Annotated in this window: 19 protein-coding genes; 14 read left to right on the plus strand and 5 right to left on the minus strand. The window is 63.4% G+C overall.

Translation table 11 applies throughout. The annotated features are described in order from the left end of the window. The first annotated feature begins 106 nt into the window (after positions 1–106). Genes gspD through gspF form a run of 3 tightly spaced genes read left to right on the plus strand, consistent with a single transcriptional unit; the run spans position 107 to position 5,197 of the window. Positions 107–2,410, plus strand: a complete 2,304-nt coding sequence (gene gspD / locus AC3WOG_RS20595; RefSeq protein ID WP_492579634.1) for a type II secretion system secretin GspD — start codon at positions 107–109, stop codon at positions 2,408–2,410. Then, on the plus strand, positions 2,407–3,975 hold the full coding sequence (gene gspE / locus AC3WOG_RS20600; RefSeq protein WP_492579635.1) for a type II secretion system ATPase GspE: 1,569 nt from the start codon (positions 2,407–2,409) through the stop codon (positions 3,973–3,975). Before gspD ends, gspE begins: the two co-directional genes overlap by 4 nt. 4 nt (positions 3,976–3,979) lie before the next feature. Next, positions 3,980–5,197, plus strand: coding sequence for a type II secretion system inner membrane protein GspF (gene gspF / locus AC3WOG_RS20605; RefSeq protein ID WP_492579636.1), 1,218 nt, complete (start codon positions 3,980–3,982; stop codon positions 5,195–5,197). Positions 5,198–5,294: 97 nt separating this feature from the next. On the opposite strand, the gene AC3WOG_RS20610 is transcribed toward gspF, so the two are convergent. After that, positions 5,295–5,708, minus strand: a complete 414-nt coding sequence (locus AC3WOG_RS20610) for a type II secretion system protein N (RefSeq protein ID WP_492579637.1) — start codon at positions 5,706–5,708, stop codon at positions 5,295–5,297. Between the two features lie 248 nt (positions 5,709–5,956). Between AC3WOG_RS20610 and gspG the strand changes: the two genes are divergently transcribed. The 8 genes from gspG (at position 5,957) to AC3WOG_RS20650 (ending at position 12,706) form a co-directional block, all read left to right on the plus strand. Further along, on the plus strand, positions 5,957–6,421 hold the full coding sequence (gene gspG, locus AC3WOG_RS20615) for a type II secretion system major pseudopilin GspG (RefSeq protein WP_492579638.1): 465 nt from the start codon (positions 5,957–5,959) through the stop codon (positions 6,419–6,421). A gap of 148 nt (positions 6,422–6,569) precedes the next feature. Then, positions 6,570–7,079, plus strand: coding sequence for a GspH/FimT family pseudopilin (locus AC3WOG_RS20620; protein WP_492579848.1), 510 nt, complete (start codon positions 6,570–6,572; stop codon positions 7,077–7,079). 1 nt (position 7,080) lies between these two features. After that, positions 7,081–7,485: a type II secretion system minor pseudopilin GspI gene (gene gspI / locus AC3WOG_RS20625; protein WP_492579639.1), complete on the plus strand. Its 405-nt coding sequence runs from the start codon at positions 7,081–7,083 to the stop codon at positions 7,483–7,485. Next, positions 7,463–8,140 (plus strand): PulJ/GspJ family protein, encoded by a 678-nt coding sequence (locus AC3WOG_RS20630; RefSeq protein ID WP_492579640.1) that lies wholly within the window; start codon positions 7,463–7,465, stop codon positions 8,138–8,140. The genes gspI and AC3WOG_RS20630 overlap by 23 nt, the downstream gene beginning before the upstream one ends. A 521-nt stretch (positions 8,141–8,661) precedes the next feature. Then, a complete protein-coding gene (gspK, locus tag AC3WOG_RS20635; protein ID WP_492579849.1) occupies positions 8,662–9,966 on the plus strand; it encodes a type II secretion system minor pseudopilin GspK in 1,305 nt (434 codons plus the stop codon). Between the two features lie 28 nt (positions 9,967–9,994). Further along, on the plus strand, positions 9,995–11,404 hold the full coding sequence (gene gspL, locus AC3WOG_RS20640) for a type II secretion system protein GspL (RefSeq protein ID WP_492579641.1): 1,410 nt from the start codon (positions 9,995–9,997) through the stop codon (positions 11,402–11,404). Next, positions 11,401–11,904 (plus strand): type II secretion system protein M, encoded by a 504-nt coding sequence (locus AC3WOG_RS20645; protein ID WP_492579642.1) that lies wholly within the window; start codon positions 11,401–11,403, stop codon positions 11,902–11,904. Before gspL ends, AC3WOG_RS20645 begins: the two co-directional genes overlap by 4 nt. A gap of 22 nt (positions 11,905–11,926) precedes the next feature. Continuing rightward, the gene (locus tag AC3WOG_RS20650; RefSeq protein WP_492579643.1) at positions 11,927–12,706 is read left to right on the plus strand and encodes a type II secretion system protein N; all 780 of its coding nucleotides are present in this window, start codon (positions 11,927–11,929) and stop codon (positions 12,704–12,706) included. A gap of 228 nt (positions 12,707–12,934) precedes the next feature. On the opposite strand, the gene AC3WOG_RS20655 is transcribed toward AC3WOG_RS20650, so the two are convergent. After that, on the minus strand, positions 12,935–14,476 hold the full coding sequence (locus AC3WOG_RS20655; protein ID WP_492579644.1) for an efflux transporter outer membrane subunit: 1,542 nt from the start codon (positions 14,474–14,476) through the stop codon (positions 12,935–12,937). Between the two features lie 990 nt (positions 14,477–15,466). Between AC3WOG_RS20655 and AC3WOG_RS20660 the strand changes: the two genes are divergently transcribed. Next, complete coding sequence (locus tag AC3WOG_RS20660; RefSeq protein ID WP_492579645.1) at positions 15,467–16,597, plus strand: IS110 family RNA-guided transposase; 1,131 nt, start codon at positions 15,467–15,469, stop codon at positions 16,595–16,597. A gap of 540 nt (positions 16,598–17,137) precedes the next feature. On the opposite strand, the gene AC3WOG_RS20665 is transcribed toward AC3WOG_RS20660, so the two are convergent. Next, positions 17,138–17,491, minus strand: coding sequence for a hypothetical protein (locus tag AC3WOG_RS20665; RefSeq protein ID WP_492579850.1), 354 nt, complete (start codon positions 17,489–17,491; stop codon positions 17,138–17,140). 251 nt (positions 17,492–17,742) lie between these two features. Here AC3WOG_RS20665 and AC3WOG_RS20670 point away from each other — a divergent pair, with 251 nt between their 5' ends. Further along, positions 17,743–18,285 (plus strand): MarR family winged helix-turn-helix transcriptional regulator, encoded by a 543-nt coding sequence (locus tag AC3WOG_RS20670; protein ID WP_492579646.1) that lies wholly within the window; start codon positions 17,743–17,745, stop codon positions 18,283–18,285. A 135-nt stretch (positions 18,286–18,420) separates the two neighbouring features. After that, complete coding sequence (locus AC3WOG_RS20675; RefSeq protein ID WP_492579647.1) at positions 18,421–19,983, plus strand: DHA2 family efflux MFS transporter permease subunit; 1,563 nt, start codon at positions 18,421–18,423, stop codon at positions 19,981–19,983. Between the two features lie 88 nt (positions 19,984–20,071). Here the strand turns inward: AC3WOG_RS20675 and AC3WOG_RS20680 are convergent, their stop codons facing one another. Together AC3WOG_RS20680 and gshA are read right to left on the minus strand one after the other, a co-directional pair. After that, positions 20,072–20,572: a hypothetical protein gene (locus AC3WOG_RS20680; protein ID WP_492579648.1), complete on the minus strand. Its 501-nt coding sequence runs from the start codon at positions 20,570–20,572 to the stop codon at positions 20,072–20,074. Between the two features lie 213 nt (positions 20,573–20,785). Beyond that, positions 20,786–22,402: a glutamate--cysteine ligase gene (gshA, locus tag AC3WOG_RS20685; protein WP_492579649.1), complete on the minus strand. Its 1,617-nt coding sequence runs from the start codon at positions 22,400–22,402 to the stop codon at positions 20,786–20,788. Positions 22,403–22,563 lie beyond the last annotated feature (161 nt).

Genomic DNA, 22,563 nt, shown 5'->3' on the forward strand with positions numbered 1-22,563 from the left:
TGCTGGCAGACCGAGGGGGCTGCGGCTTGCTCATATGTCCGCACTGCGTGACCGTCGGCGGCTGCGGCTGTCGACATCGAAACCACATTCCATGAGAAGAAATCGTATGGCATTGCGTCGCGTCGCAACGGCGCTGCTGGTGGCTGGATTGATCACCGCGCAGACAGCACAGGCCCAGGTGACACTCAATTTCGTGAACGCCGACATCGACCAGGTGGCGAAGGCGATCGGCGCGGCAACCGGCAAAACGATCATCGTCGACCCGCGCGTGAAAGGTCAGTTGAATCTCGTGTCCGAAAATGCGGTGCCTGAAGACCAGGCGCTGAAGACCCTGCAATCTGCTTTACGGATGCAGGGCTTCGCGCTGGTGCAGGATCACGGCGTGCTGAAGGTCGTGCCCGAAGCCGACGCCAAGCTGCAAGGCGTGCCGACCTACGTCGGCAACGCGCCGGTTGCGCGCGGCGACCAGGTGGTCACGCAGGTGTTCCAGCTGAGGAACGAATCGGCCAATAATCTGCTGCCCGTTTTGCGTCCGCTGATCTCACCGAACAATACGGTGGCGGCTTATCCCGCCAACAACACGATTGTCGTGACCGATTACGCTGACAACGTGCGGCGTATCGCGCAGATCATCGCGGGTGTCGATACGGCGGCGGGCCAGCAGGTCCAGGTCGTGCCGCTGAAAAACGCGAACGCGATTGACGCCGCGCAGCAGCTCACGAAGATGCTCGATCCGGGCTCGGTCGGCAGCACCGACACGACACTGAAGGTATCGGTCACCGCCGACCCCCGCACCAACTCGCTGCTGCTGCGCGCTTCGAACGCCGGGCGGCTGAACGCGGCGAAGTCCCTCGCGAAACAGCTCGACGGGCCGACCGGACAGCCCGGCAACATGCACGTCGTGGCGCTGCGCAACGCGGACGCGACGAAGCTCGCGAAGACCCTGCGCGGGATGCTTGGCAAAGGCGGCGAGACCAGCTCGTCGACCGGCTCGAACGAAGCGAATTCGTTCAGCCAGAGCGGCGGCGGCTCGTTTGGCAGCAGTTCGACGGGTACAGCGGGTACGCCACCGCTGCCGTCCGGCGGACTCGGGAGCAGCTCGATAGCGTCGCCGATGGGCGGCGGTGGGGGAGGAGCATACGGCGCGAGCGGCGGTTCCGGTGCCGGCGGCCTGCTCGGCGGCGACAAGGAGAAGAGCGAGGACAATCAGCCGGGCGGCATGATCCAGGCGGACTCTGCCACCAACTCGCTGATCATCACGGCGTCGGACCCGGTGTACCGCAACCTGCGGGCGGTGATCGACCAGCTCGACGCGCGGCGCGCACAGGTCTATATCGAGGCGCTGATCGTCGAACTGAACTCGAACACGAACGCCAATCTTGGCATTCAGTGGCAGGTTGCGAACAGTTCGGTCCTTGCCGGCACCAACCTGGCGACCGGCTCCGGCAACAGCATCGTCAATCTGACGGCGGCCGCGGCGACCGCGACCACTGGCGGTCTCGCTGGGGCGCTCGCAACCCAGAATCTCCAGCAGGGGCTCAACGTCGGGTGGGTGCACAACATTTTCGGTGTGCAGGGACTCGGCGCGCTGTTGCAGGCGCTGTCGCAGACCGCCGACGCGAACGTGCTGTCGACGCCTAACCTCATCACGCTCGACAATGAGGAAGCCAAGATCGTCGTCGGCACGAACGTGCCGATCCAGACGGGTTCGTATTCGAACCTCACGAGCGCCACCCCGAGCTCGGCGTTCAATACGTTCGACCGCGTCGACGTCGGTCTGACGCTGCACATCAAGCCGCAGATCACCGATGGCGGAATCTTGAAGCTGCAACTCTACACGGAAGACTCGGCGATCGTGAACGGCACGACCAACGTGGCGACCAACCCGGCCGGCCCGCAGTTCACCAAGCGTTCGATCCAGTCGACGGTGCTCGCCGATAACGGCGAGATCATCGTGCTGGGCGGCCTGATGCAGGACAACTACCAGGTCAGCAACAGCAAGGTGCCGCTGCTGGGCGATATCCCGTGGCTTGGCCAGCTGTTCCGCTCGGAACAGAAGACTCGCCAGAAGACCAACCTGATGGTGTTCCTGCGCCCCGTGATCATCAGCGATCGCGATACCGCGCAGGCCGTGACGTCGAACCGCTACGACTACATCCAGGGCGTGCAGGGTGCATACAAGTCGGACAACAACCTGATCAAGGACAAGGACGACCCGGTGGTGCCGCCGAAGCCGATCGGTCCGGCCGAGGGCGGCTCGGCCGCCATGAACCTGTTCAATCTTGACCAGATGCGGCGCCAGCAGATGACGCCGCCGCCGTCGGCTCCCGCGTCGGCGACGAATGGTGCTGTCCAGGCTAACCCTGTGCCCGTCGCGCCTTCCACCGCGGCGCCCGGAGTGCAGCCGTGAGCACGCCGTCCACGCCGCCGTCAGCTTCTGCGTCGTCAGCAGCGGCGCGAGCCGGTGCGTCGGCACAGGCCGCGGCGATTTCGCCCGCGGTCGTGGCGGAGCATGCTGAGCGCATCGCGCCGTCGGCGGTCGCGGCTCGCCTCGTGCCGTACGGCTTCGCCCGCAGCGGTCAGATTCTGGTCGCGCATCAGCATGCGGACAGTCTCGAAGTCTGGATCAGCGAACGCACCAGCGATGCCGCGCTCGCCGAAGTCGCGCGCAACTTCGGCGCGTTGTCCGTGGTACGTCTGCCCGCCGACGAACTCGCGCAGGCGATCAACCAGGCGTATGCGCGCCAGGACGGCAGCGCCGCGCAGGTGGTCGGCGAAGTGGAAGGCGAAGTCGATCTCTCGCGCCTGATGCAGGACATTCCCGAGGTCGAGGATCTGCTCGAATCGGAAGACGACGCGCCGATCATCCGCATGATCAACGCGCTGCTCACGCAGGCCGCGCGTGAGCAGGCATCGGATATTCACATCGAGCCGTTCGAGACGTCATCGGTGGTGCGCTTCCGGGTCGACGGCACGCTGCGCGATGTGGTGCGGCCCAAGAAAGCACTGCACGGCGCGCTGATCTCGCGGATCAAGATCATGGCGCAGCTCGACATCGCCGAGAAACGTCTGCCGCAGGACGGCCGGATCACGCTGCGCGTCGGCGGCCGCCCGGTCGACGTGCGCGTCTCGACGCTGCCTACCGGTCACGGCGAACGCGCGGTGCTGCGTCTGCTGGAAAAGGATGCGTCGCGCCTGAATCTCGAAGCGCTTGGCATGGCGTCCGACACGCTCGTCAGATTCGACAAGCTGATCGGCAGGCCACACGGCATCGTGCTGGTGACCGGCCCGACCGGTTCGGGCAAGACGACCACGCTGTACGCGTCGATGTCGCGGCTCGAGACCGCGACGACCAACATCATGACGGTCGAAGACCCGATCGAATACGACCTGTCCGGCATCGGCCAGACGCAGGTCAACGAGCGGATCGGCATGACCTTCGCGCGGGCGCTGCGCTCGATTCTGCGGCAGGACCCGGACGTCATCATGATCGGCGAAATCCGCGATCTGGAAACCGCGCAGATCGCGGTGCAGGCGTCGCTGACGGGCCACCTAGTTTTGGCCACGCTGCACACGAACGACGCGGCATCCGCCGTCACGCGTCTGACAGATATGGGCGTCGAACCGTATCTGCTGGCGTCGTCGCTGCTCGGCGTGCTGGCGCAGCGGCTGGTGCGCCGCCTGTGCCCGGTGTGCCGCGAAGAGCGTGTCGAAGAAGATGGCCGTGTGCACTGGCATCCGGTCGGCTGCGACAAGTGCGGCCAGTCGGGTTATGCGGGACGGCGCGGCGTGTACGAACTGCTGCTGATCGACGACGAGATCCGCACGCTGGTTCACCGCAACGCCGCCGATGCGGAGATCCTCACCGCCGGCCGCGCGCAAGGCATGCGCACGCTGCGCGAAGACTCGGACCGCTGGCTTGCGTCCGGGCTGACGTCGCTCGAAGAAGTGATTCGCGTGACGGGCGGAGCATAAACGCATGCCGGCATTTCGTTTCGAAGCGATCGACGCGGCGGGCAAGGCGCAAAAAGGCGTGCTCGACGCGGACAGCGCGCGCGGCGCGCGGACCAATCTGCGTTCGCAAGGACTGACGCCGCTCGTCGTCGAACCGGCCGCGACGCGCACGCGTGGCGAGCGCAATCAACGTTTGTCGTTGGGTCGGCGCCTGTCGCAGCGCGAGCAGGCGATCCTGACGCGCCAGCTGGCGAGCCTGCTGATCGCCGGCCTGCCGCTCGACGAAGCGCTCGCCGTGCTGACCGAGCAATCGGAGCGCGATTACATCCGCGAACTGATGGCGTCGATTCGCGCCGAAGTGCTCGGCGGCCATTCGCTCGCGAATGCGTTGACGCAGCATCCGCGTGACTTCCCCGAAATCTATCGCGCGCTGGTGGCCGCTGGTGAACATACCGGCAAGCTCGGTCTCGTGCTGTCGCGTCTGGCCGACTACATCGAGCAACGCAACGCGCTCAAGCAGAAGATCGTGCTCGCGTTCACGTACCCGGCAATCGTGACCCTCATCGCCTTCGGCATCGTCACGTTTCTGCTGAGCTACGTGGTGCCGCAGGTGGTGAACGTGTTCGCCAGCACCAAACAGCAACTGCCCTTTCTCACCATCATGATGATGGCGCTGTCCGGTTTCGTGCGGCACTGGTGGTGGGCGGTGCTGATCGGTGTGGTCGTGCTGGTGTATCTGGTGCGCTCGATTTTGAAGCAACCCGGCCCGCGCCTCGCATTCGACCGCTGGCTGCTGACCGCCCCGCTGCTCGGCAAACTCGTGCGCGGGTACAACACCGTGCGTTTCGCCAGCACGCTAGGCATTCTGACGGCAGCGGGCGTGCCGATTCTGCGCGCGCTGCAAGCTGCGGCCGAAACGCTCAGCAACAACGCGATGCGCGCGAACATTGACGATGCGATCGTGCGCGTGCGTGAAGGCACGTCGTTGTCGCGCGCGCTCGGCAACACGAAGACGTTTCCGCCGGTGCTGGTTCACCTGATCCGTTCGGGCGAAGCGACCGGCGATGTGACAACGATGCTCGACCGCGCAGCCGACGGCGAAGCACGCGAACTGGAGCGCCGCACGATGTTCCTGACGAGCCTGCTCGAGCCGCTGCTGATTCTGGCGATGGGGGGCGTGGTGCTGGTGATCGTGCTGGCGGTGATGCTGCCGATCATCGAGTTGAACAACCTGGTGCAGTAAAGCGGAGAAGTTTTTTGATTGCGCGGCTACCGCGGGTTATGGCGGGTTAATGCGGGTTATTGCAGCCGCGCAATCTGCTGAACCGGAACAGGTCGGTTTAGCGCACGTAGATCGTAGGACCTGCCGCGTTAGCCGGCAGGAACACTTCGGAATGCGCGCCATTGCGATCGATGATGATCGAGCGGGCGCGGACTTCGGAGAGTTTGGCGCCTTGCATCAGCGCGCTGCCGAGCGACACCGCATGCGGCGGTTCGCCGCCCACGCTGACGATCGCCGCGGCGCCTTGCGGCAAAGCGAGGATGCCGAACAGATGCACGTCCTGGTTGACGCTGCGCGCGAGCTGACCGCCGAACAGCGTAGCCGCCTGTTCGGTCGAGACCGGCGAATGCGCGGCGGCAGCGGGCAACGGCGCGCCCGACATCGTGGACAGTGTGATGACCCAGTAGGTGAGCGTCGCGCAGAACACGGCGAACAGCGCGAGCGACAGAAGGCGGATTTGGATAGCGTTCATGCGCATCATTGTACGGACTATTGTGAAAATTGCGTTGGGGGAAAGTGCCCCTAACCTGGCGCTTCGCGCCAGGCCCCCGAGGGGAGGCGAGAAACTTGGGGCGGCCCGGCGTTTTCTCGCAACCCTTCAACACCATGACATTAAAATGACCGGCCGGGCGTGTTCAATGGCACCCTGATTGCGAGTGTGCCTGCTAATGCGCGAATCCCGCCCGATCGAAAATTTCACCTGAAAAGAGGTAGCAAGCTATGCAACTGTCGACCACTCGCCGTATTGAAATCGCGGGTTTGCGCAGCCGCCGTCAACGCGGTTTCACGCTGATTGAAATCATGGTCGTGATCGCGATTCTGGGCATTCTGGCCGCGTTGATCGTACCGAAGATCATGAGCCGTCCGGACGAAGCGCGGCGCGTCGCCGCCAAACAGGACATCGGCACAATGATGCAGGCGCTGAAACTCTACCGTCTCGACAACGGCCGTTATCCGACCCAGGAGCAGGGCCTGCGCGCGCTGATCGAAAAACCGGGCACGGACCCGGTACCGAACAACTGGAAGGACGGCGGCTATCTCGAGCGTCTGCCCAACGATCCGTGGGGCAATGGCTATCAGTATCTGAATCCGGGCGTGCACGGCGAAATCGACGTGTTCAGTTACGGCGCGGACGGCAAAGCGGGCGGCGAAGGCAACGACGCCGACATAGGTTCGTGGCAGTAATGCACTGATTTTCAGGCGCGCCGGATTGCCCTTCTCTTCAGCGATCCGCCGCGCGTTTTATCGACTCATCGGGTTTTGATCGTTCGTGGCCGGCACTATGCGTATGTCCGCTTGCAAGTCCCGTGTGGACACTCCGTGTACGGCGCCGATGCCGCGCGCGGCGTGTGCCTGCGCGCGCGTGCGTAGCCTGCGTGAATGCGGACCGAGGCGGGCGGCCGGTTTCACCTTGCTGGAAATGCTGGTGGTGCTGGTAATTGCAGGTTTGCTGGTGTCGTTGACCGCGTTGACGATGACGCGCAACCCGCGCACCGATCTGAATGAAGAAGCGCAGCGTTTGGCGCTGCTGTTCGAATCGGCCGGCGACGAAGCCCAGGTGCGCGCGCGGCCGATCGCCTGGCAGCCGCTCGACGGCGGTTTTCGCTTCGATCTTCGTACCGAAGACGGCTGGCGTCCGCTGCATGACGATCTGCTCGGGCCGCGCCAATGGGAAGGTGGCGTGACCGGCGTGACAATCAACTATCCCGGCTCGGATGCACAGCCGAGCCGCGTCGTGTTCGGCACCGAAGCGATCGACGTGCCGGTGCAGATCACGCTGTTTTCGGCGGCGGGGCGCGCGACGATCGTCGGCACCGGCAATGGCCGCTATGAGGTGCACTAAGATGCGTCGTTGCAGGGGTTTGAGCCGTCGCGCACGACAGCGCGGTTTTACGATGATCGAAGTGCTGGTGGCGCTGACGATCATTGCGGTGGCGTTGGCGGCATCGTTGCGCGCGGTGGGCAGTCTGGCGAGCGGCGAAGCCGATTTGCACCGGCGTTTGCTGGCCGGTTGGAGCGCGGACAATACGCTTGCGCAATTGCATCTCACGCATGGCTGGCCGAACGTCGGCGAGACCAGCTTTGACTGTTCGCAGGGCAATCTGGAATTGACCTGTACCGAGCATGTGACGGCGACGCCGAATCCGGTGTTTCGTCGAGTGGAAGTGATGGTGACGACGCCGGGGCAGTCCGGCAATCTCGCTCAGATGGTCACGGTGGTCGCGAATGAAAACAACCGTTCGCTCTGAGCGCCGCAGCCGATCGGGCGTGCGTGGTTTTACGCTGATCGAGCTGCTGGTCGCGATTGCGATCATGGCGGTGATCGCCGTGTTGTCATGGCGCGGACTTGACCAGATCATCCGCGGGCGGCAGACCATTACGAGCGCGATGGAAGACGAGCGCGTCTTTGCGCAGCTGTTCGACCAGATGCGGATCGATGCGCGGCAGGCCGCGTCGGATGACGAGTCTGGGCAGGCGGCCGTGTCGATTAGCGGCAGCGTGCTGCAGATTGTGCGGCAGATGATTTTACCGGGGAGCGCGCCGCGTTTGCAGGTGGTGCGGTATCGGGTTTCCGATGGACGCGTGATTCGATATGCGTCGCCGCCGTTGGGGAATGTTGGCGATCTGCGGAGGGCTTTACGCGGTGGCGAGGGTGAGGGATGGACTGGGGTGCCCTTGATGGGCGGAGTGGGGTCTATTTCTGCTCGCGTTTATGTGCCGAAGGTCGGCTGGACCGCGCAGATGAAGGATGTGCAGGGTGCTATTACGGAGAACGATAATAATCTTAAGGTGCCCCAGTTGGGGAATGCGCCGCTGCCGCGGTCTGTGACTGGGCTTGAAGTTAGTATCGGGGCTAAGGTGTTGGCGCGGCCTGTTACGCGGGTTTTTCTCGTCGGAGAATGAAGATGGTTTTTGTTTTGTTGTCTCCGCGACGCTCTTCTTCTCTGCTGCCTGCGCGGCGCTTTATCTCTGCGTGCCTGCGGCGGTGCCTTTCCTTGCTTTCTTATTGGTTTATTAGCGTTCCCCCTGTGCGGGGGGGCACCTACTTTTCTTTGCCGCCGCAAAGAAAAGTAGGCAAAAGAAAGCGGCTCACACCGCTAATTTTTAAGCGGGTCCCCTGGCTTGGAGGAGGCAGTGGAGCATCTGGAATCTGTGCTCTCGCCCACTCCGCGCTGGTGACAAGGCAGTCGTCCGTTCCGGCGGCGCTGCGCGCGCCGAGCGGTAATTCAGAAAACCGTCAGCCGGATCCGGCGCATGATTCCACGCAAGTAACGCAGCGTGCAGTTGCACACGCTAGTGCGACATGCCACCGAGAAGCCGGGCGCCTCGCCGAGGCAAAGCAGATGGTCCCCACCAAGCCAAAACGAAGCCACGGGTCTCCCTTGCAGACCGCTCCGGCGAGCGCGCAGCGCGAGGCGGGAAGCGTGACTGCCTTGTCACCGGCGTCGGATGTGCGAGGGCACGGATTCCAGATGCTCCACTACCGTGACTGCGCGAGGGACCCGCTTAGCATTAGCGGTTTGAGCCGCTTTCTTTTGCCTACTTTTCTTTGCGGCCGGCAAAGAAAAGTAGGTGCTCCCCCGCACAGGGGGAACGCTAATAAACCAATAAGAAGAGAAAAAGCCACCGCCGTAGGTACACAGAAAAACCACAAGGCGCCGCAGGCAAACCAGCGAGGCGCGGCGATCATAAGCGCCTTATTAGTAGTCGCGCTATCAGCGATATTGGTCTCCGGCATGCTCTGGCGCCAGCAAGTCCAAATCCGAAGGATAGAAAACCAGCGCCTGCTATCTCAAGCCCAATGGGTAGCGCGAGGCGCATTGGACTGGACACGCCTGATCCTTCGCTCAGAAGGCGACACCTCAGCAGGAATCACGTACTTAGGTGGCCTATGGGGCGTCCCCATCGCCAAAACACGCCTATCGGATTTCCTGGGCCGAATCGGCGAAGTCAGAGCCGAGCAAGGCGCGGAAACCTACCTGTCAGGTTCAATCGAAGACGCCCAGGCAAAATTCAACTTGCGTAACCTGGTATCGAGCCCCGCGCCAGGCGTATTGCAACTGAACATGGAACAGATCGGCGCCTACCAGCGCCTGCTCGTATCGCTCGGTGTTAACAGCCAGTTGGCAAAAAACACAGCAGTCCAGATGCGCGTGAGCCTCGCTCAATCGGCGACACGTTTTCAAACCGTCACGTCCACCACCGGTGCAACAGCCACCCCGACCATCCAGGGCGGCCCAACCGGCGGTGGCAATTTCACCGACAACCCCGGACTCGAAGACAGCAACGACAACGCAGCGCTCGCGCCGCTGCAAATGACCAGCGTCGATTCGCTGCTCGACATCCCCGGCTACACGCCGGAGATGGTTGCGCGCTTGCGTCCGTTCGTTACCGTGCTGCCGACAGCGTCGGCGGTCAACATGAATACGGCCTCCGCCGAAGTCATCGCGGCAGTCGTGCCCGGTATGAATCTGTCGAGCGCGCAGGCCTTCGTCGCGCGGCGGCAGACGGTGTTTTTCCATAACGTCGGCGACGTGCAGCTCGCTTTGCGCGGCGCCGGCGTACAGTCGGTGTCGGTCGATACAAGTGAACTCGACGTCAACACAAGCTACTTTCTGATCCACGGCCGCGTGCAGCACGAACGCGCGGAAGTGGACCGCACGACCCTCGTCTATCGCGACGCATTGACTCACACTACGCGTATCGTGCGGGTACAGGACCAACTATGAATAACGCTTTTCCCGGAGAGAGTGGCCTTTGAGCACGCTGATCGTCCTACTGCCGCCGCGTGACCCGGCGGTGCCATCGCAGGAATGGCAACTCCCGGAGCTGCCGTTCCTGCTGCTCGACAAGTCGGGCCGCACCCAACGCGCAGGCCGCTCGGCGCTCGCGTTGCTGCCGCGCGCCTCGTCGACGGTGCTGATGGTCGCCGCGCGCGACCTGCTGATGATGCCCGCCACGCTGCCGCCGCTGCGTGGCCCGCGGCTGCGTCAGGCACTGCCGAACGTCGTCGAGGATCAACTGATTCAGGATCCGCAAACCTGTCACATCGCGGTCGATCCGCAACCGGTCGCGGGCGGCCGGCAGTTGCTCGCGATCGTCGACCGCGGCTGGTTCCGCTTCATCTGCGAAGGCTTCGCCGCTGCCGGACACCGCAGCTTGCGCGCCGTGCCGGTCACGCGCTGTCTGCCGCAAGCGGTGGCGCTCGATACGCCCGCCGAAGTTGCCGAAACGGTCAACGCTGGCGAGCCGGTATTGGCAGGCTCGGCTAGCGCGGCGACAGCGTTGCCAGGTGCCGCGCCGGTGGCCGCGCCCGGCGTCGCGCCGGTGGTGCCGATGGTGGCCGCCGTGCTCGGCGCCGTGGTCCAGACCGCGCCGGCGCTGCTGCTTGAAGGCGCGATCGAAACGGGTGTGCCGCGCGTCGAACTGGCGATCGCGCGCGGCGTGCAAGGCGAAGGGCTGGCGGTGCCGGCCACCGCCGTGAACGCGACCCTCGGCGCGCTGGCGGGCGCGGCCCCTGTCACGCTGTACATGCTGACCGAAGTGCCCGGCAACGAGCCGCGTCTCGGTGCGACCGGCCCCGCCGCTCTCGCCGCACACGTGCATGGGGCCAGTCCGTTGCCGTTCGAGCAACTCGCGCGGCGCGCGCTGGATTGCCGCTTCGACCTCTGCCAGTTTGAGTTCGCTTCCCAGCCGTGGCGACTCGATCGCGCGACGCTGCGGCGCCTGCGTCTGCCGGTGCTGCTGGCGGCCGGCGCGCTCGTGATCGCGATTGTCGGTGCGAACGTGCAGTGGCTGATGCTCGCGCGTCAGCGCGACGCGATCAACACGCAGATGACGGAACTGTTGCTCAACGCCTTTCCGAAAACGACAGTCGTGCTCGATGCGCCCGACCAGATGTCGCGCCAGTTGCAGCAGTTGCGGGTGGCGGCGGGCGAGCTGTCGCCGGACGATTTCCTGTCGCTGGCAGACGGTCTCGCGCGTTCGCTGTCGCCGGTGCCGGTCAACGGCATTGCCGCGCTCGACTATCACGACCGCCGGCTCGACGTGACCTTCAAGCCTGAGATCAAGGTCGATCCCGATCTCGCGAAGCGCCTCGCGCGCAACGGCCTGACCGGCGCGATCGACAGCAACACCGGCAAGTGGACCATCAGGAACGGACAATGAAAGCTGAACTCGCCCAATCGTGGGCCGGATTCTGGGACCAGCGCACCGAGCGCGAAAAAACGCTGCTGACGTGGGGCGGCGGGGCGTTGGCTGTGGTGATCGCGTGGTCGGTGCTGTGGGCGCCGGCGCAGGACGGCCGCGCGCATCTGCGCCAATCGCTGCCGACGCTGCAGCGTCAGTTGGCGCAGATGACCGCGCAGGCGAATGAAGCTCGGCAACTGTCGGCGGCGGCTCAAGGCGTCGCGCCGACCGGCGGTGCGCTAAAGGACGCGCTGACCGCGTCGCTCAGCGATCACGGTCTCGCTGCGACCCAGGTGCAGGTGATCGGCAATGCGGTGCAGATCCAGATGAAAAACGCGTCGTTTCCGGCGTGGACGAGTTGGGTCGACGACGCGCGCAAGCAGTTCAAGGTGCAGGTCGCCGAGGCACATGTGACCGCGCTCAAGGAAGACGGTCAGGTGGATCTGACGGCGTCGTTGCAGCCGTCGACCGTCAAATGACCGTGCTGTCACAGGATCTCGCATGACTTTCTGGATGCGGCGCCTGCGCGTCGCGCTACCCTGGCTGGTGGTCGCCGTGCTGTCGAGCGCCGCCGTCATGTTCGCGTTACTGCCGGCCGCCTGGATCACCCCGCTGTTCGCCAAACAGACCCGCGGCCACGTCAATCTTGTGGATCCGGCCGGCTCGCTGTGGCACGGCTCGGCGACACTGATGCTCGCTGCCGGCGCCGACCTGAGCGCGGCGACGCTGCTGCCCGGACGAATCGAATGGCACACGTCTTTCTGGCCGCTCTTCACCGGCCGGGTGCGAATGACGATGCGACAAAGCGAAGCGATGCCCGATCCGATCACCGTCGACGCCACGCCGCGTGGCGCGACCGTCACACAAGGCGCGATCGGTGTGCCGGCTTCGCTGCTGACTGGCCTGGGCGCGCCGTTCAATACCCTCGATCTGCAAGGGGATGTGCGGCTGTCATGGTCGGACTGGCGCAGCTTCAACAGGGAAGCGTTCGGCCAGCTGACGGTGACGCTGAACGACGTCAGCTCGCGCGTGTCGCTGGTCAAGCCGCTCGGGTCGTATCGGCTGCTAGTCCAGGCGCAAGGCGCGTCGTCCACGCTCGATCTGACGACGTTCAAGGGCCCGCTGATGCTGACCGGTAACGGCACCGTGTCGGCAGTCTCGACATCGTTCCGCGGGACCGCCAGTGCCGCACCGGAAGCACGCGATAACCTCGCGGGACTGCTGAATGTGCTGGGGCGGCCGAGCGGGCCGGATACGGTCGCATTGACGTTCGTGCACTGAGGCGCGCGGTCGGCCCGAGCCTGGGGGTGAAGTGCCGGGAGGCGTTTGCCGTCGCCGCGCCCGCGGTTCGGGCAGCGCGAAGTTTCGAAACACGTTTGCCGCCCTGGCTCGGGGTCGCCTCGCGCAGCCGCCGTGCGAGCAAATACGATTCGGATTCGGTGCGATTAAAAAAGAGGCATGACTGCGCAATGCGGCCATGCCTCTTTTTTGTCTTCGCGAGGAGCGGGCTTAGTGGCTGGGCGCCTGTTGCGACGCGGTCCCACTTTGCGCGACGGGCGTCGCGGATGACGCAGGTGCTGCTACGTCGCCGGTTTCACGATTCATTTGCGAGACATCCCAGCCGCCGCCCAGCGCCTTCACCAGACCCACCGACGACACCATCCGCTGCCCGGCGATGTTTTCCAGCTTTTGCTCGGCCGTGAAGGCGGTGGTCTGCGCGGTCAGCACGTTGACGTAGCCGACCGTGCCCGCCTTGTACTCGTTCGTGACGATGGCCACCGCTTGGCGGGCCGAATCCACCGCTTGCTGCTGCACGACGATTTCCTGTGCGAGGATGCGTTGCGACGCGAGGTTGTCCTCGACATCCTGGAATGCGGCCAGCACCGTTTGACGATAGGCTGCGACATCCTGATCGTAGGTGGCGCGAGCGGCTTCGGTTTTTGCCTGGCGCAAGCCGGCGTCGAAGATCGTTGCGGCGAGTTGCGGGCCGAGCGTCCAGAAGCGCGACGGTGCGGTGAGCAATTGCGAGAACACCGAGCTTTGGAAGCCGCCGGTGGCCGACAGCGTCAGCGTTGGGAAGAACGCCGCAATCGCGACGCCGATCTGCTCATTGGCGGCCGCGGCCTTGCGTTCCGCCGACGCGATATCCGGGCGTCGCTCCAGCAGTGCCGACGGCATTTGCGCGGGAACAGCGGGCGGCGTGGCGGCGAGCGGCGTCGGCGGAATCGAGAAGGTCGAGGCCGGTTCGCCGACCAGCACGGCGATCGCGTGTTCGTCCTGGGCGCGCTGCACGCCATTGTCGATCGCGGCGGCTTGCGCCGATTGCAGCTGCGTTTGCGCCTGAATCACGTCGGAGCGCGCGGCGACGCCTGCCGCGTACTTGTTCTGCGTGAGTTGCAGTGAGAGCTGATAGGCCGCGACGGTTTCGTCGAGGAGTTTTTGGGTCGAATCGAGCGTGCGCAGCGAGAAATAGGTCTGTGCGAGCGTGGCCTGAGCGGACAGCCGGGCGTTCGCCAGATCGGCGGCGGCGCCCTGCTGACCGGCTTTCTGGGCGTTGACCGAGCGGCTCACCGAGCCCCACAGATCCGGCTCCCAGCTGGCGTCGAGTTGCGCGGTGAAGCTGTTGCTGACGCGGGAGCTGCTCGAGCTGGTGGACGACGAACCGTTACCGGAGCGTGTCGCGCCTGCCGAGGCGCCGACGGTCGGGAAATATGCCGCCCGTGCCTCGCCGACCAGCGCGCGCGCCTGCCGGTAGGCGGCGGCGAACTGGGCGACGGTCTGGTTCGAGGCGTTCAGCTTGTCTTCGAGCGTGTTGAGTTGAGGGTCTTCGTAGATGGTCCACCAGTCGCCGCGGTCTTGCTGATCGGCCGGTTGAGCGACTTTCCAGCCGGGCGCGGCTTCCTTGTACGAGGCGGGAATCTGCGCCGCCGGCCGCTTGTAGTCAGGGCCGACCGCGCAGCCGGCCAGAACGCTGGCGAGCGCCGCCGCCACCGCGAGGGTCAGGGCGCGAGGGGTAATGGTTCGCGCGCGCGTGATTCGGTCAAACTGCATGCAATGGATTCCTTCTGGGCGCCGTGGTGCGGACGATGGCGGCGCTGCCGGCCGGGAGAGATCATGGCTCTGCCGGAATGTTAGCGTATGGGCCCCGGGGGGGCGGGAAACTGAAAGGGTAATGCGCAGAGGCTTCGCGGTGTGTTACTTAGGGTTTCGGGATGGTTACGTGCTATTACCGGTTTTTTGCCTTTGGCGGCGGCGCTGTTGGTTGTTGTTCCTGCGGCGTTGGCCTTTCCTTGATTTCTTATTGGTTTATTAGCGTTCCCCCTGTGCGGGGGAGCACCTACTTTTCTTTGCCTGCCGCAAAGAAAAGTAGGCAAAAGAAAGCGGCTCAAACCGCTAGCTCTGAAGCGGGTCCCCTGGCCTGGAGGAGGCAGTGGAGCATCTGGAATCGGTGCTCTCGCGCACTCCGCGCTGGTGACAAGGCCGTCATCCTTCCGGCGGCGCTGCGCGCGCCGTAGCGGTGCTTCTCAACACCGATAGCGCGTACGCGCCTCCGGCATCATTCTTCCCGCCTCGCACTGCGTGCTCGTCGGAACGGTCTGCCGGAGAAACCAGGGGCTTCGTTTGTGGGCGGTGGGGGCCATAGGTAGCGCCTCGGCGAGGCGCTGCTCTATGCAGGTGCGAACCCACCCAGAGCGAAATTTCGGTACCACGTTGGGCGTTGGTGATGCAACGGCAGGCCAACGCGCCGGGCGAAACGCGAGCGCCAAAAGCAGGAGGTGGTTTGATGAGGTACCGCTGCGGCGCGCGCAGCGCCGCCGGAAGGATGACTGCCTTGTCACTAGCGCGGAGTGCGCGAGGGCACGGATTCCAGATGCTCCACTGCCTCCTCCAAGCCAGGGGACCCGCTTAAGAATTAGACAGTATGACTCCCGTGAGGCAAGGGCTGGCCTGCCGTGAGGAATCAAACGCGGGTTAGCATTGCTACCAGAGCCGCACGGTGCGGACGGGCCGCACCCGGCGAATTCCGGCACGGAGGCCAGCATGGAACACGATAGCACGCTGTACGTCGGTTGCGACGTTCACAAGGATTCGATCACAGTTGCCTATGCACTCGATGCGGGCGAGGTTGAACTGCTCGGCAAGACCGGTACGAGGCAGGCCGATATCGATCGCCTGTGCAAGCGCCTGCAGTCAAAGGCGCCACGCATCCGGTTCGTCTACGAGGCAGGCCCGTGCGGCTACGGGCTTTACCGTCAACTCGTGAACAAGGGTTTCGACTGCATGGTGTGCGCGCCATCACTGATTCCCAGAAAGCCCGGTGAACGTGTGAAGACCGATCGACGTGATGCCGTGAAGCTCGTGCGCTCACTGCGCGCTGGCGACCTGTCAGCCGTGTACGTGCCCGGCGTGGACGACGAAGCGTTCCGCGATCTGGCGCGTACCTGGGTCAGCGCCAAAGATGATCTGAAGCGTGCACGGCAACGGCTGAAGGCTTTCCTGCTCTCGCATGGGGTGCGCTATACAGGCCGTGCCGACTGGGGACCGGCGCACCAGCGCTGGCTGGGCGCGCATGCATTCGACAGTGCATGGCAGCAGCTGGCGTTCGAGGAACATCGGCGCACCATCGAGGACCGCCTCGCTCAATGCGCGCGACTGGAGGCCGCGTTGCGCGAAGCGGTCCCCAACTGGCGCTTCTATCCGGCCGTGCTGGGCCTGCAGACCATGCGCGGCGTGCAGTTCACCACGGCCGTGGGCATGCTCGCGGAGCTGGGTGACCTGTCGCGTTTTGCCCATCCGCGCCAGCTGATGGCCTGGCTGGGCGTGACGCCCTCGGAACACTCGTCAGGCGAGAAGCGCCGGCAGGGCAGTATCACGAAGAACGGCAACAGCTACGCGAGAAAGCTGCTCGTCGAAGCGGCCTGGAGCTACCGGCATACGGCCCGTGTCAGTCCCGACATCCAGCGCCGCCACGAAGGTATCCCCAAGCCGATCGTGGATCGCGCCTGGGACGCACAGGTGCGGCTGTGCCGACGCTATCGCAAGCTCATCGCGCGCGGCAAGCAGAAGAACATCGCGGTGGTCGCGGTTGCCCGCGAACTGGCAGGTTTTATCTGGGACGTCAGCCGGCTCGCGATGTCGCTGGCCGTACCGCACGAGGTGCGCCTGGCATGATGCAACATCCAGCCCCGTTGCCCCAACCTGACACTGGAGGAGTTTCCTGAAGGCGGCGTAGCCCGGCACACGAGTAACCCGCGACACCGCTACGCAACGGATTGCATCCGACTTGCGGCTTTAGATTGCGGCAGGCTCATTGGGCGGACCTCTGTAATGCGGTACCCAACCCGCGGATATCAGCGTGATCCACCGTCGAGATGTACTGCTACGTCGCCCTCAGGAAATTCAGGTAAATATGAATTTGAGAAACCGAAAAACCGATCCCGATTGACACCGGGAGTCATATCAGCGGTTTGAGCCGCTTTCTTTTGCCTACTTTTCTTTGCGGCAGGCAAAGAAAAGTAGGTGCTCCCCCGCACAGGGGGAACGCTAATAAACCAATAACAAAACAAGGAAAGGCAACACCGCAGGCACACAGAGATAAAGCGCCGCGGCGATAAAAAACGAAAGCAAAGACCAACACCGTAGGCAAACAGCCAATGCCGCCGCCAAAGGCGCAAACCCCCAATAATCACTGGGCTCCGCCAGAAACCAATATTAGCTACGCGAATCGGTGCTCGCGTGCCGAGCCAACTTACCGGCAGCCGCCCGACATGGCACATCGCCCCGGGCCGGGCAGGCGCCAGTCGGACTGGCAGTCACCGCTGCAGCGATATTCCCCGCCGCGACGGCCGGACCGATCACTGGCGCAGCCATAGAAGAAACTCCCTTTTGCCCTCGCCGGTGCTCAAACCAGGCCAACACCGCCACCCCCACCGACCCGCCGGGAAGCACAACCAGTACAGCAAACAACGCCAGCTTCCACCAGCGATGCGGCCCTTGAAAGCTGCTCAGCGCGGAATCGGTCAGGGAGCGGCTCAAGCCGCCAAGGGTGTTTTTCAGGTACAGCATCACGGAATCCTTTTTACACACCGCACACGCAGCGCGCAGGCAATCGGTCAGAACATGGTCTCGGGTGGCGCGGGTCGCGCGTAACTCGTTGCCTGAAATAATATTGACTATGCAATTAAATTTCAAGATACTTTGCCTCGCGCTCAGCGGCGGTGTTGTTTTTCCGCCGTCCGCTCCGCACAAAATCAAATTTGACTTGTCTGCTTAGGCAGCTAAGATTCGATCTGCTTGGCGATGTCCCCGGATACACGATGACCGATGGTCCCTACAACGCGGATGAGATTCACCTCGAATCGAGTCTCGGCTATTACCTGACGAAAGCGCGAAACGTGCTCGTCGAGCGGATGGATCGCGCGGTCAAACCGTTGGGGCTTACCGCCCAGCAGATCGGCGTGATCCTGCTGCTGTCGGCGCAGCGCGCGAGCACGCCGTTCGAGTTGTCGCGGGTCATGTCGTACGACAGCGGATCGATGACCCGTCTGCTGGACCGCCTTGAAAAGAAAGGCTTTATCGTCCGCACGCGCAGCGACGCCGATCGCCGGATGGTCAAGCTGGAACTGACGCCGCAAGGCCACGAGGCCGCGCGGCAATTGCCCGGCTTGGGCGCCGCCGTGCTGAACGAGCAGTTGCGCGGATTTTCGGCGGCAGACCACGCCACCCTGCTCGACCTGCTAGGCCGTTTTATCGCCAACGGCATCAGCGGAGGAACGAGCGCTGCGTGCGGGCTGGGGCCATCGCAGGAATCATCGGAAGAATCACCAGAAGCGACGCCGCCGGAATACGGCGAGCAGTAACCAAGCGGCGCTTTTGAAGGCGTCGTCATTTGCAAATATCTGTCTGGGCAGAGGGTGATCCGGCATGTAAGCGCACCATTCGGCATGCGCGATAAAGATGCCGCGACAAGCTTTCCCAGCTGAGGAGAAATACACATGGCTGCCACGGCTCCCGCCGCTGCCCTACCCGCCGCCGAACCCGTTCCGCTTAAAGGCGGTGCGCTGGCCTTGCTCACCGTCGGACTCGCACTCGGCACTTTCATGGAAGTGCTCGACACATCGATTGCGAACGTCGCCGTGCCGACCATTTCCGGCAGCCTCGGCGTGGCGACCAGCCAGGGCACCTGGGTCATTTCATCCTATTCGGTGGCCTCGGCGATCGCGGTGCCGCTGACCGGCTGGCTCGCGCGGCGCGTCGGCGAAGTGCGGCTCTTTACCTTGTCGGTGCTGCTCTTCACGATCGCGTCGGCGCTGTGCGGCTTCGCGCATAACTTCGAGTCGCTGATCGCGTTCCGGCTCGTGCAGGGACTCGTCTCCGGGCCAATGGTCCCGCTCTCGCAGACAATCCTGATGCGCTCCTATCCGCCGGAAAAGCGCGGGCTCGCGTTGGGTCTCTGGGCGATGACCGTGATTTGCGCGCCGATTTTCGGCCCCGTGATGGGCGGCTATATCACCGACAACTACACGTGGCCGTGGATCTTCTACATCAACGTGCCGATCGGGATTTTCTCGGCGGTGTGCGCGTTCCTGCTGCTGCGCGGCCGTGAGACGAAAATCACCAAACAGCGCATCGATGCGGTGGGCCTTGCGTTGCTCGTGATCGGCGTGTCGTGCCTGCAGATGATGCTAGACCTGGGCAAGGATCGCGACTGGTTCAACTCGACGTTTATCGTCGCGCTGGGGATTATCGCGGTGGTGTCGATCGCGTTCATGCTGGTGTGGGAGATGACCGAGAAAGAACCTGTTGTCGATCTCTCGTTGTTCAAGGACCGAAACTTCGCGCTCGGCGTGTTGATTATCTCGTTCGGCTTTATGGCGTTCTTCGGGTCAGTGGTGATTTTCCCGCTCTGGCTGCAGACGGTGATGGGCTATACCGCCGGGCTTGCTGGCCTCGCGACCGCTCCGGTCGGCTTGCTCGCGCTGTTTTTGTCGCCCTTGATCGGGCGGAATATGCATCGGCTCAACCTGCGGGTGGTGGCGAGTTTTGCATTCATCGTGTTTGCTTTTGTGTCGTTCTGGAATTCCACTTTTACCCTCGATGTGCCGTTTAATCACGTGATCTGGCCTCGGTTGGTGCAAGGCATTGGGGTCGCCTGCTTCTTTGTGCCGATGACCACTATTACGCTGTCCAGCGTGTCGGATGAGCGGCTCGCCAGTGCTTCGGGTTTGTCTAATTTCTTTCGGACTTTGTCGGGGGCGATTGGGACGGCTGTCAGTACTACGTATTGGGAGAACGATACGATTTATCATCATGCGATGTTGACTGATTCGGTGAATGTTTATACGGCTAATACCAATTCTTATACGAATGCGTTGGCCGGGATTGGGCTCTCCGGGGATGGCGTCACCGCGCAGTTGAATCAGATCGTCACGGCTCAGGCTTATATGATGGCCACGAATGATTTTTTTCGGATCTCTTGTGCGGCGTTTGTTGTGTTGGCAATGCTTGTTTGGATTACTAAGCCGCGCAAAGGGGCTGGGCCTTCTATGGGGCATTGAGATTTTTTTTGCCTGCGGCGGCGCTGCGCGCGCCGAACGGTACTTCCGGTGGTACTTTTCGGGCGTCGCGCGCTTTTTGCCTCGCCTTTTACTGCGTTATCGACTCACTATTCGTTCCCGGGATCGATTGCCCCTGTGATACGTCCGGGTGCATCGCCGATGGTGCCGGTTGCGAGGGTTTCGCTCCGTTCTGCGGCGCGCCGGTTGTTGTGCCGCGCACATACTGCTTGAAGTCGGCGCCCGCTTCCCATGGGTTCGGTTTGCAGCCGAGCGTGCCGTCGCAATGCGCCGCAAAGCCAATCGTCGATGTGCCATCGGGATTCGGTGCACGCGTAATCTGGTACGCCAACGCACGCTTTCCGCCGTCTGGACCCTCGGTCTGGATCAGCGTGTCTGTGGCGAATTCGACCTTGTATTTTGAATGACCCGTCACCCACGTCTGCGCACGTTGCCACCATGCGTCGCACTCGGCTTTGCTCGAACACGTCAACGGCGCCGTCGCAATCTGCATGACGTCCGGATCGACCTGCCCTTGCGTCGAGCACCCCGCCGCCGCAACGCACAGCACGGCCAACAGACCTTTTTTCATCACGTTGATTCCTCCTCTCTCTGGAGTGTGTCACGTAGGTTGGACCTCGACGTCGGCACGGTGTTTCATATGCGCCAGCGAATCGTCAACGCATGCGGAAATTTTGCCGATTTGCGCCGGTTAAGCCCCAGCCCGCTCGCGTAGACGTTACCTGCGAACGATAAAAAAGGCGGCCTTGAAGGCCGCCTTTTCCACATCCTGGATACTCGCCGTTCAGACGCTGAAGCGGTTCAACGTATACGCCCGGTAAGCCGCGACGAATGCGTCGAACGAACCCACTTCTTCCTGTTCGAGCTTGGCCTGCTCTGCAAGCGACCGTGCGGCGAGTTCGGCGAATTCCTCCATTTGCGCAGCATCCAGCGGACGCGCGCGAAAATACGCGGCGTGCGCTTCGCTTTGCTCAAGGCCAAATGCAAGGAAGCTCTGCTGCTTGTCGCGCATGCCTCGCAGCACGCGCGCCGACGGCGTCAGCGACGGGTCCGCCAGTTTCGCCCTCTGAACCGCCACGGCGCGAGCGTGCGCATCGCCGCCCTGCAAGGCGTCGAGCGTAGCCGCAGCCCTGTCGATCTTGACAAGCAGTTCGTTTGCCCAATCGGTCATCGCAACCGCCTGGCCGTCGCGCGTCAGTTCGAGCGCCGGTTTGCGCCCTTCCATCGTCACGCGGCCGAAGTTCCGATTGGCTTCGGCGTAGGCGTCAGGCGGCAGCAGCGCGCTGTCTTCGAGGGCGCAGACCAGCAGGTATGCATCGAGAAAACGTGCGGTTTCCAGCGAAATGCCGGTCGGCTCGAACGGATCGATATCCATGCAGCGCACTTCGACGTATTGCACGCCACGCGCGGCCAGCGCATGCAGTGGACGCTCGCCGGGATACGTGACGCGCTTGGGCCGGATCGTCGAGTAGAACTCGTTTTCGATCTGCAGCACGTTCGTGTTGATCTGCACCCACTCGCCATTGCGCTGCGTGCCGATCGCCTCGTACGCGGGATAAGGCTGGCTCACGGCCTTCGCGAGCGCGTCGAGGTAGCCTGGCAGCGTGTCGTAGTCGGCGTGCAGCGCGGCTTGCGCCGTGGTGTTCGAATAACCGAGATCGCTCATGCGCAGGCTGGTCGCGTACGGGCGGTACAGCGTGTCGGCGTCGAAGGTCTCAAGCGTGTGTTTTCGATCGCGCAGGAATCGGCGGTCCAGCGCCGGCGACGCGCCGAACAGATACATCAGCAGCCAGTTGGTGCGGCGGAAATTGCGGATCAGCGCGAGATAACGTTCGGACTGGAAATCGACGGCGTTCGCCGTGGATTGCTGGTCGGCATGCAATAGCCGCCACACTTCTTCGTTCAGCGAATAGTTGTAGTGGATACCAGCAATGCACTGCATCGCGCGGCCGTAACGGAGCGCCAGGCCGACACGGTACACGTACTTCAGTTTGCCGATATTCGAGGTGCCGTACCGCGCAATCGGAATGCCCTCGTCCTGTTCAGGCAACAGGCCTGGCATCGAGTTGTTCCACAGAATTTCGTCGCCGAGCTCTGCGTAGACAAAACGATGCAGCGTATCGAGTTTCTCGAGGGTGATCGCGGCATCATGCTCCGCCGGCGTGATCAGTTCGAGCAGCGCTTCGGAATAGTCGGTGGTGAGCGATGGATGCGTGAGCGCCGAGCCGAGCGCGCGTGGATGCGGGGTCAGCGCGAGCTGGCCGTGGTGCGTCACGCGCAGGCTCTCCCTTTCGATGCCGCGCAGGCCGCGAATCAGCGCGTCGCGCTGCGGGCCGGAAGTCAGCACGGACAAGCGGTGCGAGAACGCGTCGGTCGTGCGGGAAGGTGTGTTGTTTGGCATTGATGCAAGTCGGGCGTTGTCGGCCGCCATGTGCCGCTTCTCTGCATTCGATGCAGCACTGCGCGGTCGACAACGTTCGGCGGAATTTTCAGGTAGCGGGCACTTTAACATCTCGCCACGGTGGCTGCTTGAGGCCGCTTCGAGGCACTCCAGCTCGTCTA

The organism is Paraburkholderia sp. FW306-02-B, from assembly GCF_058782725.1.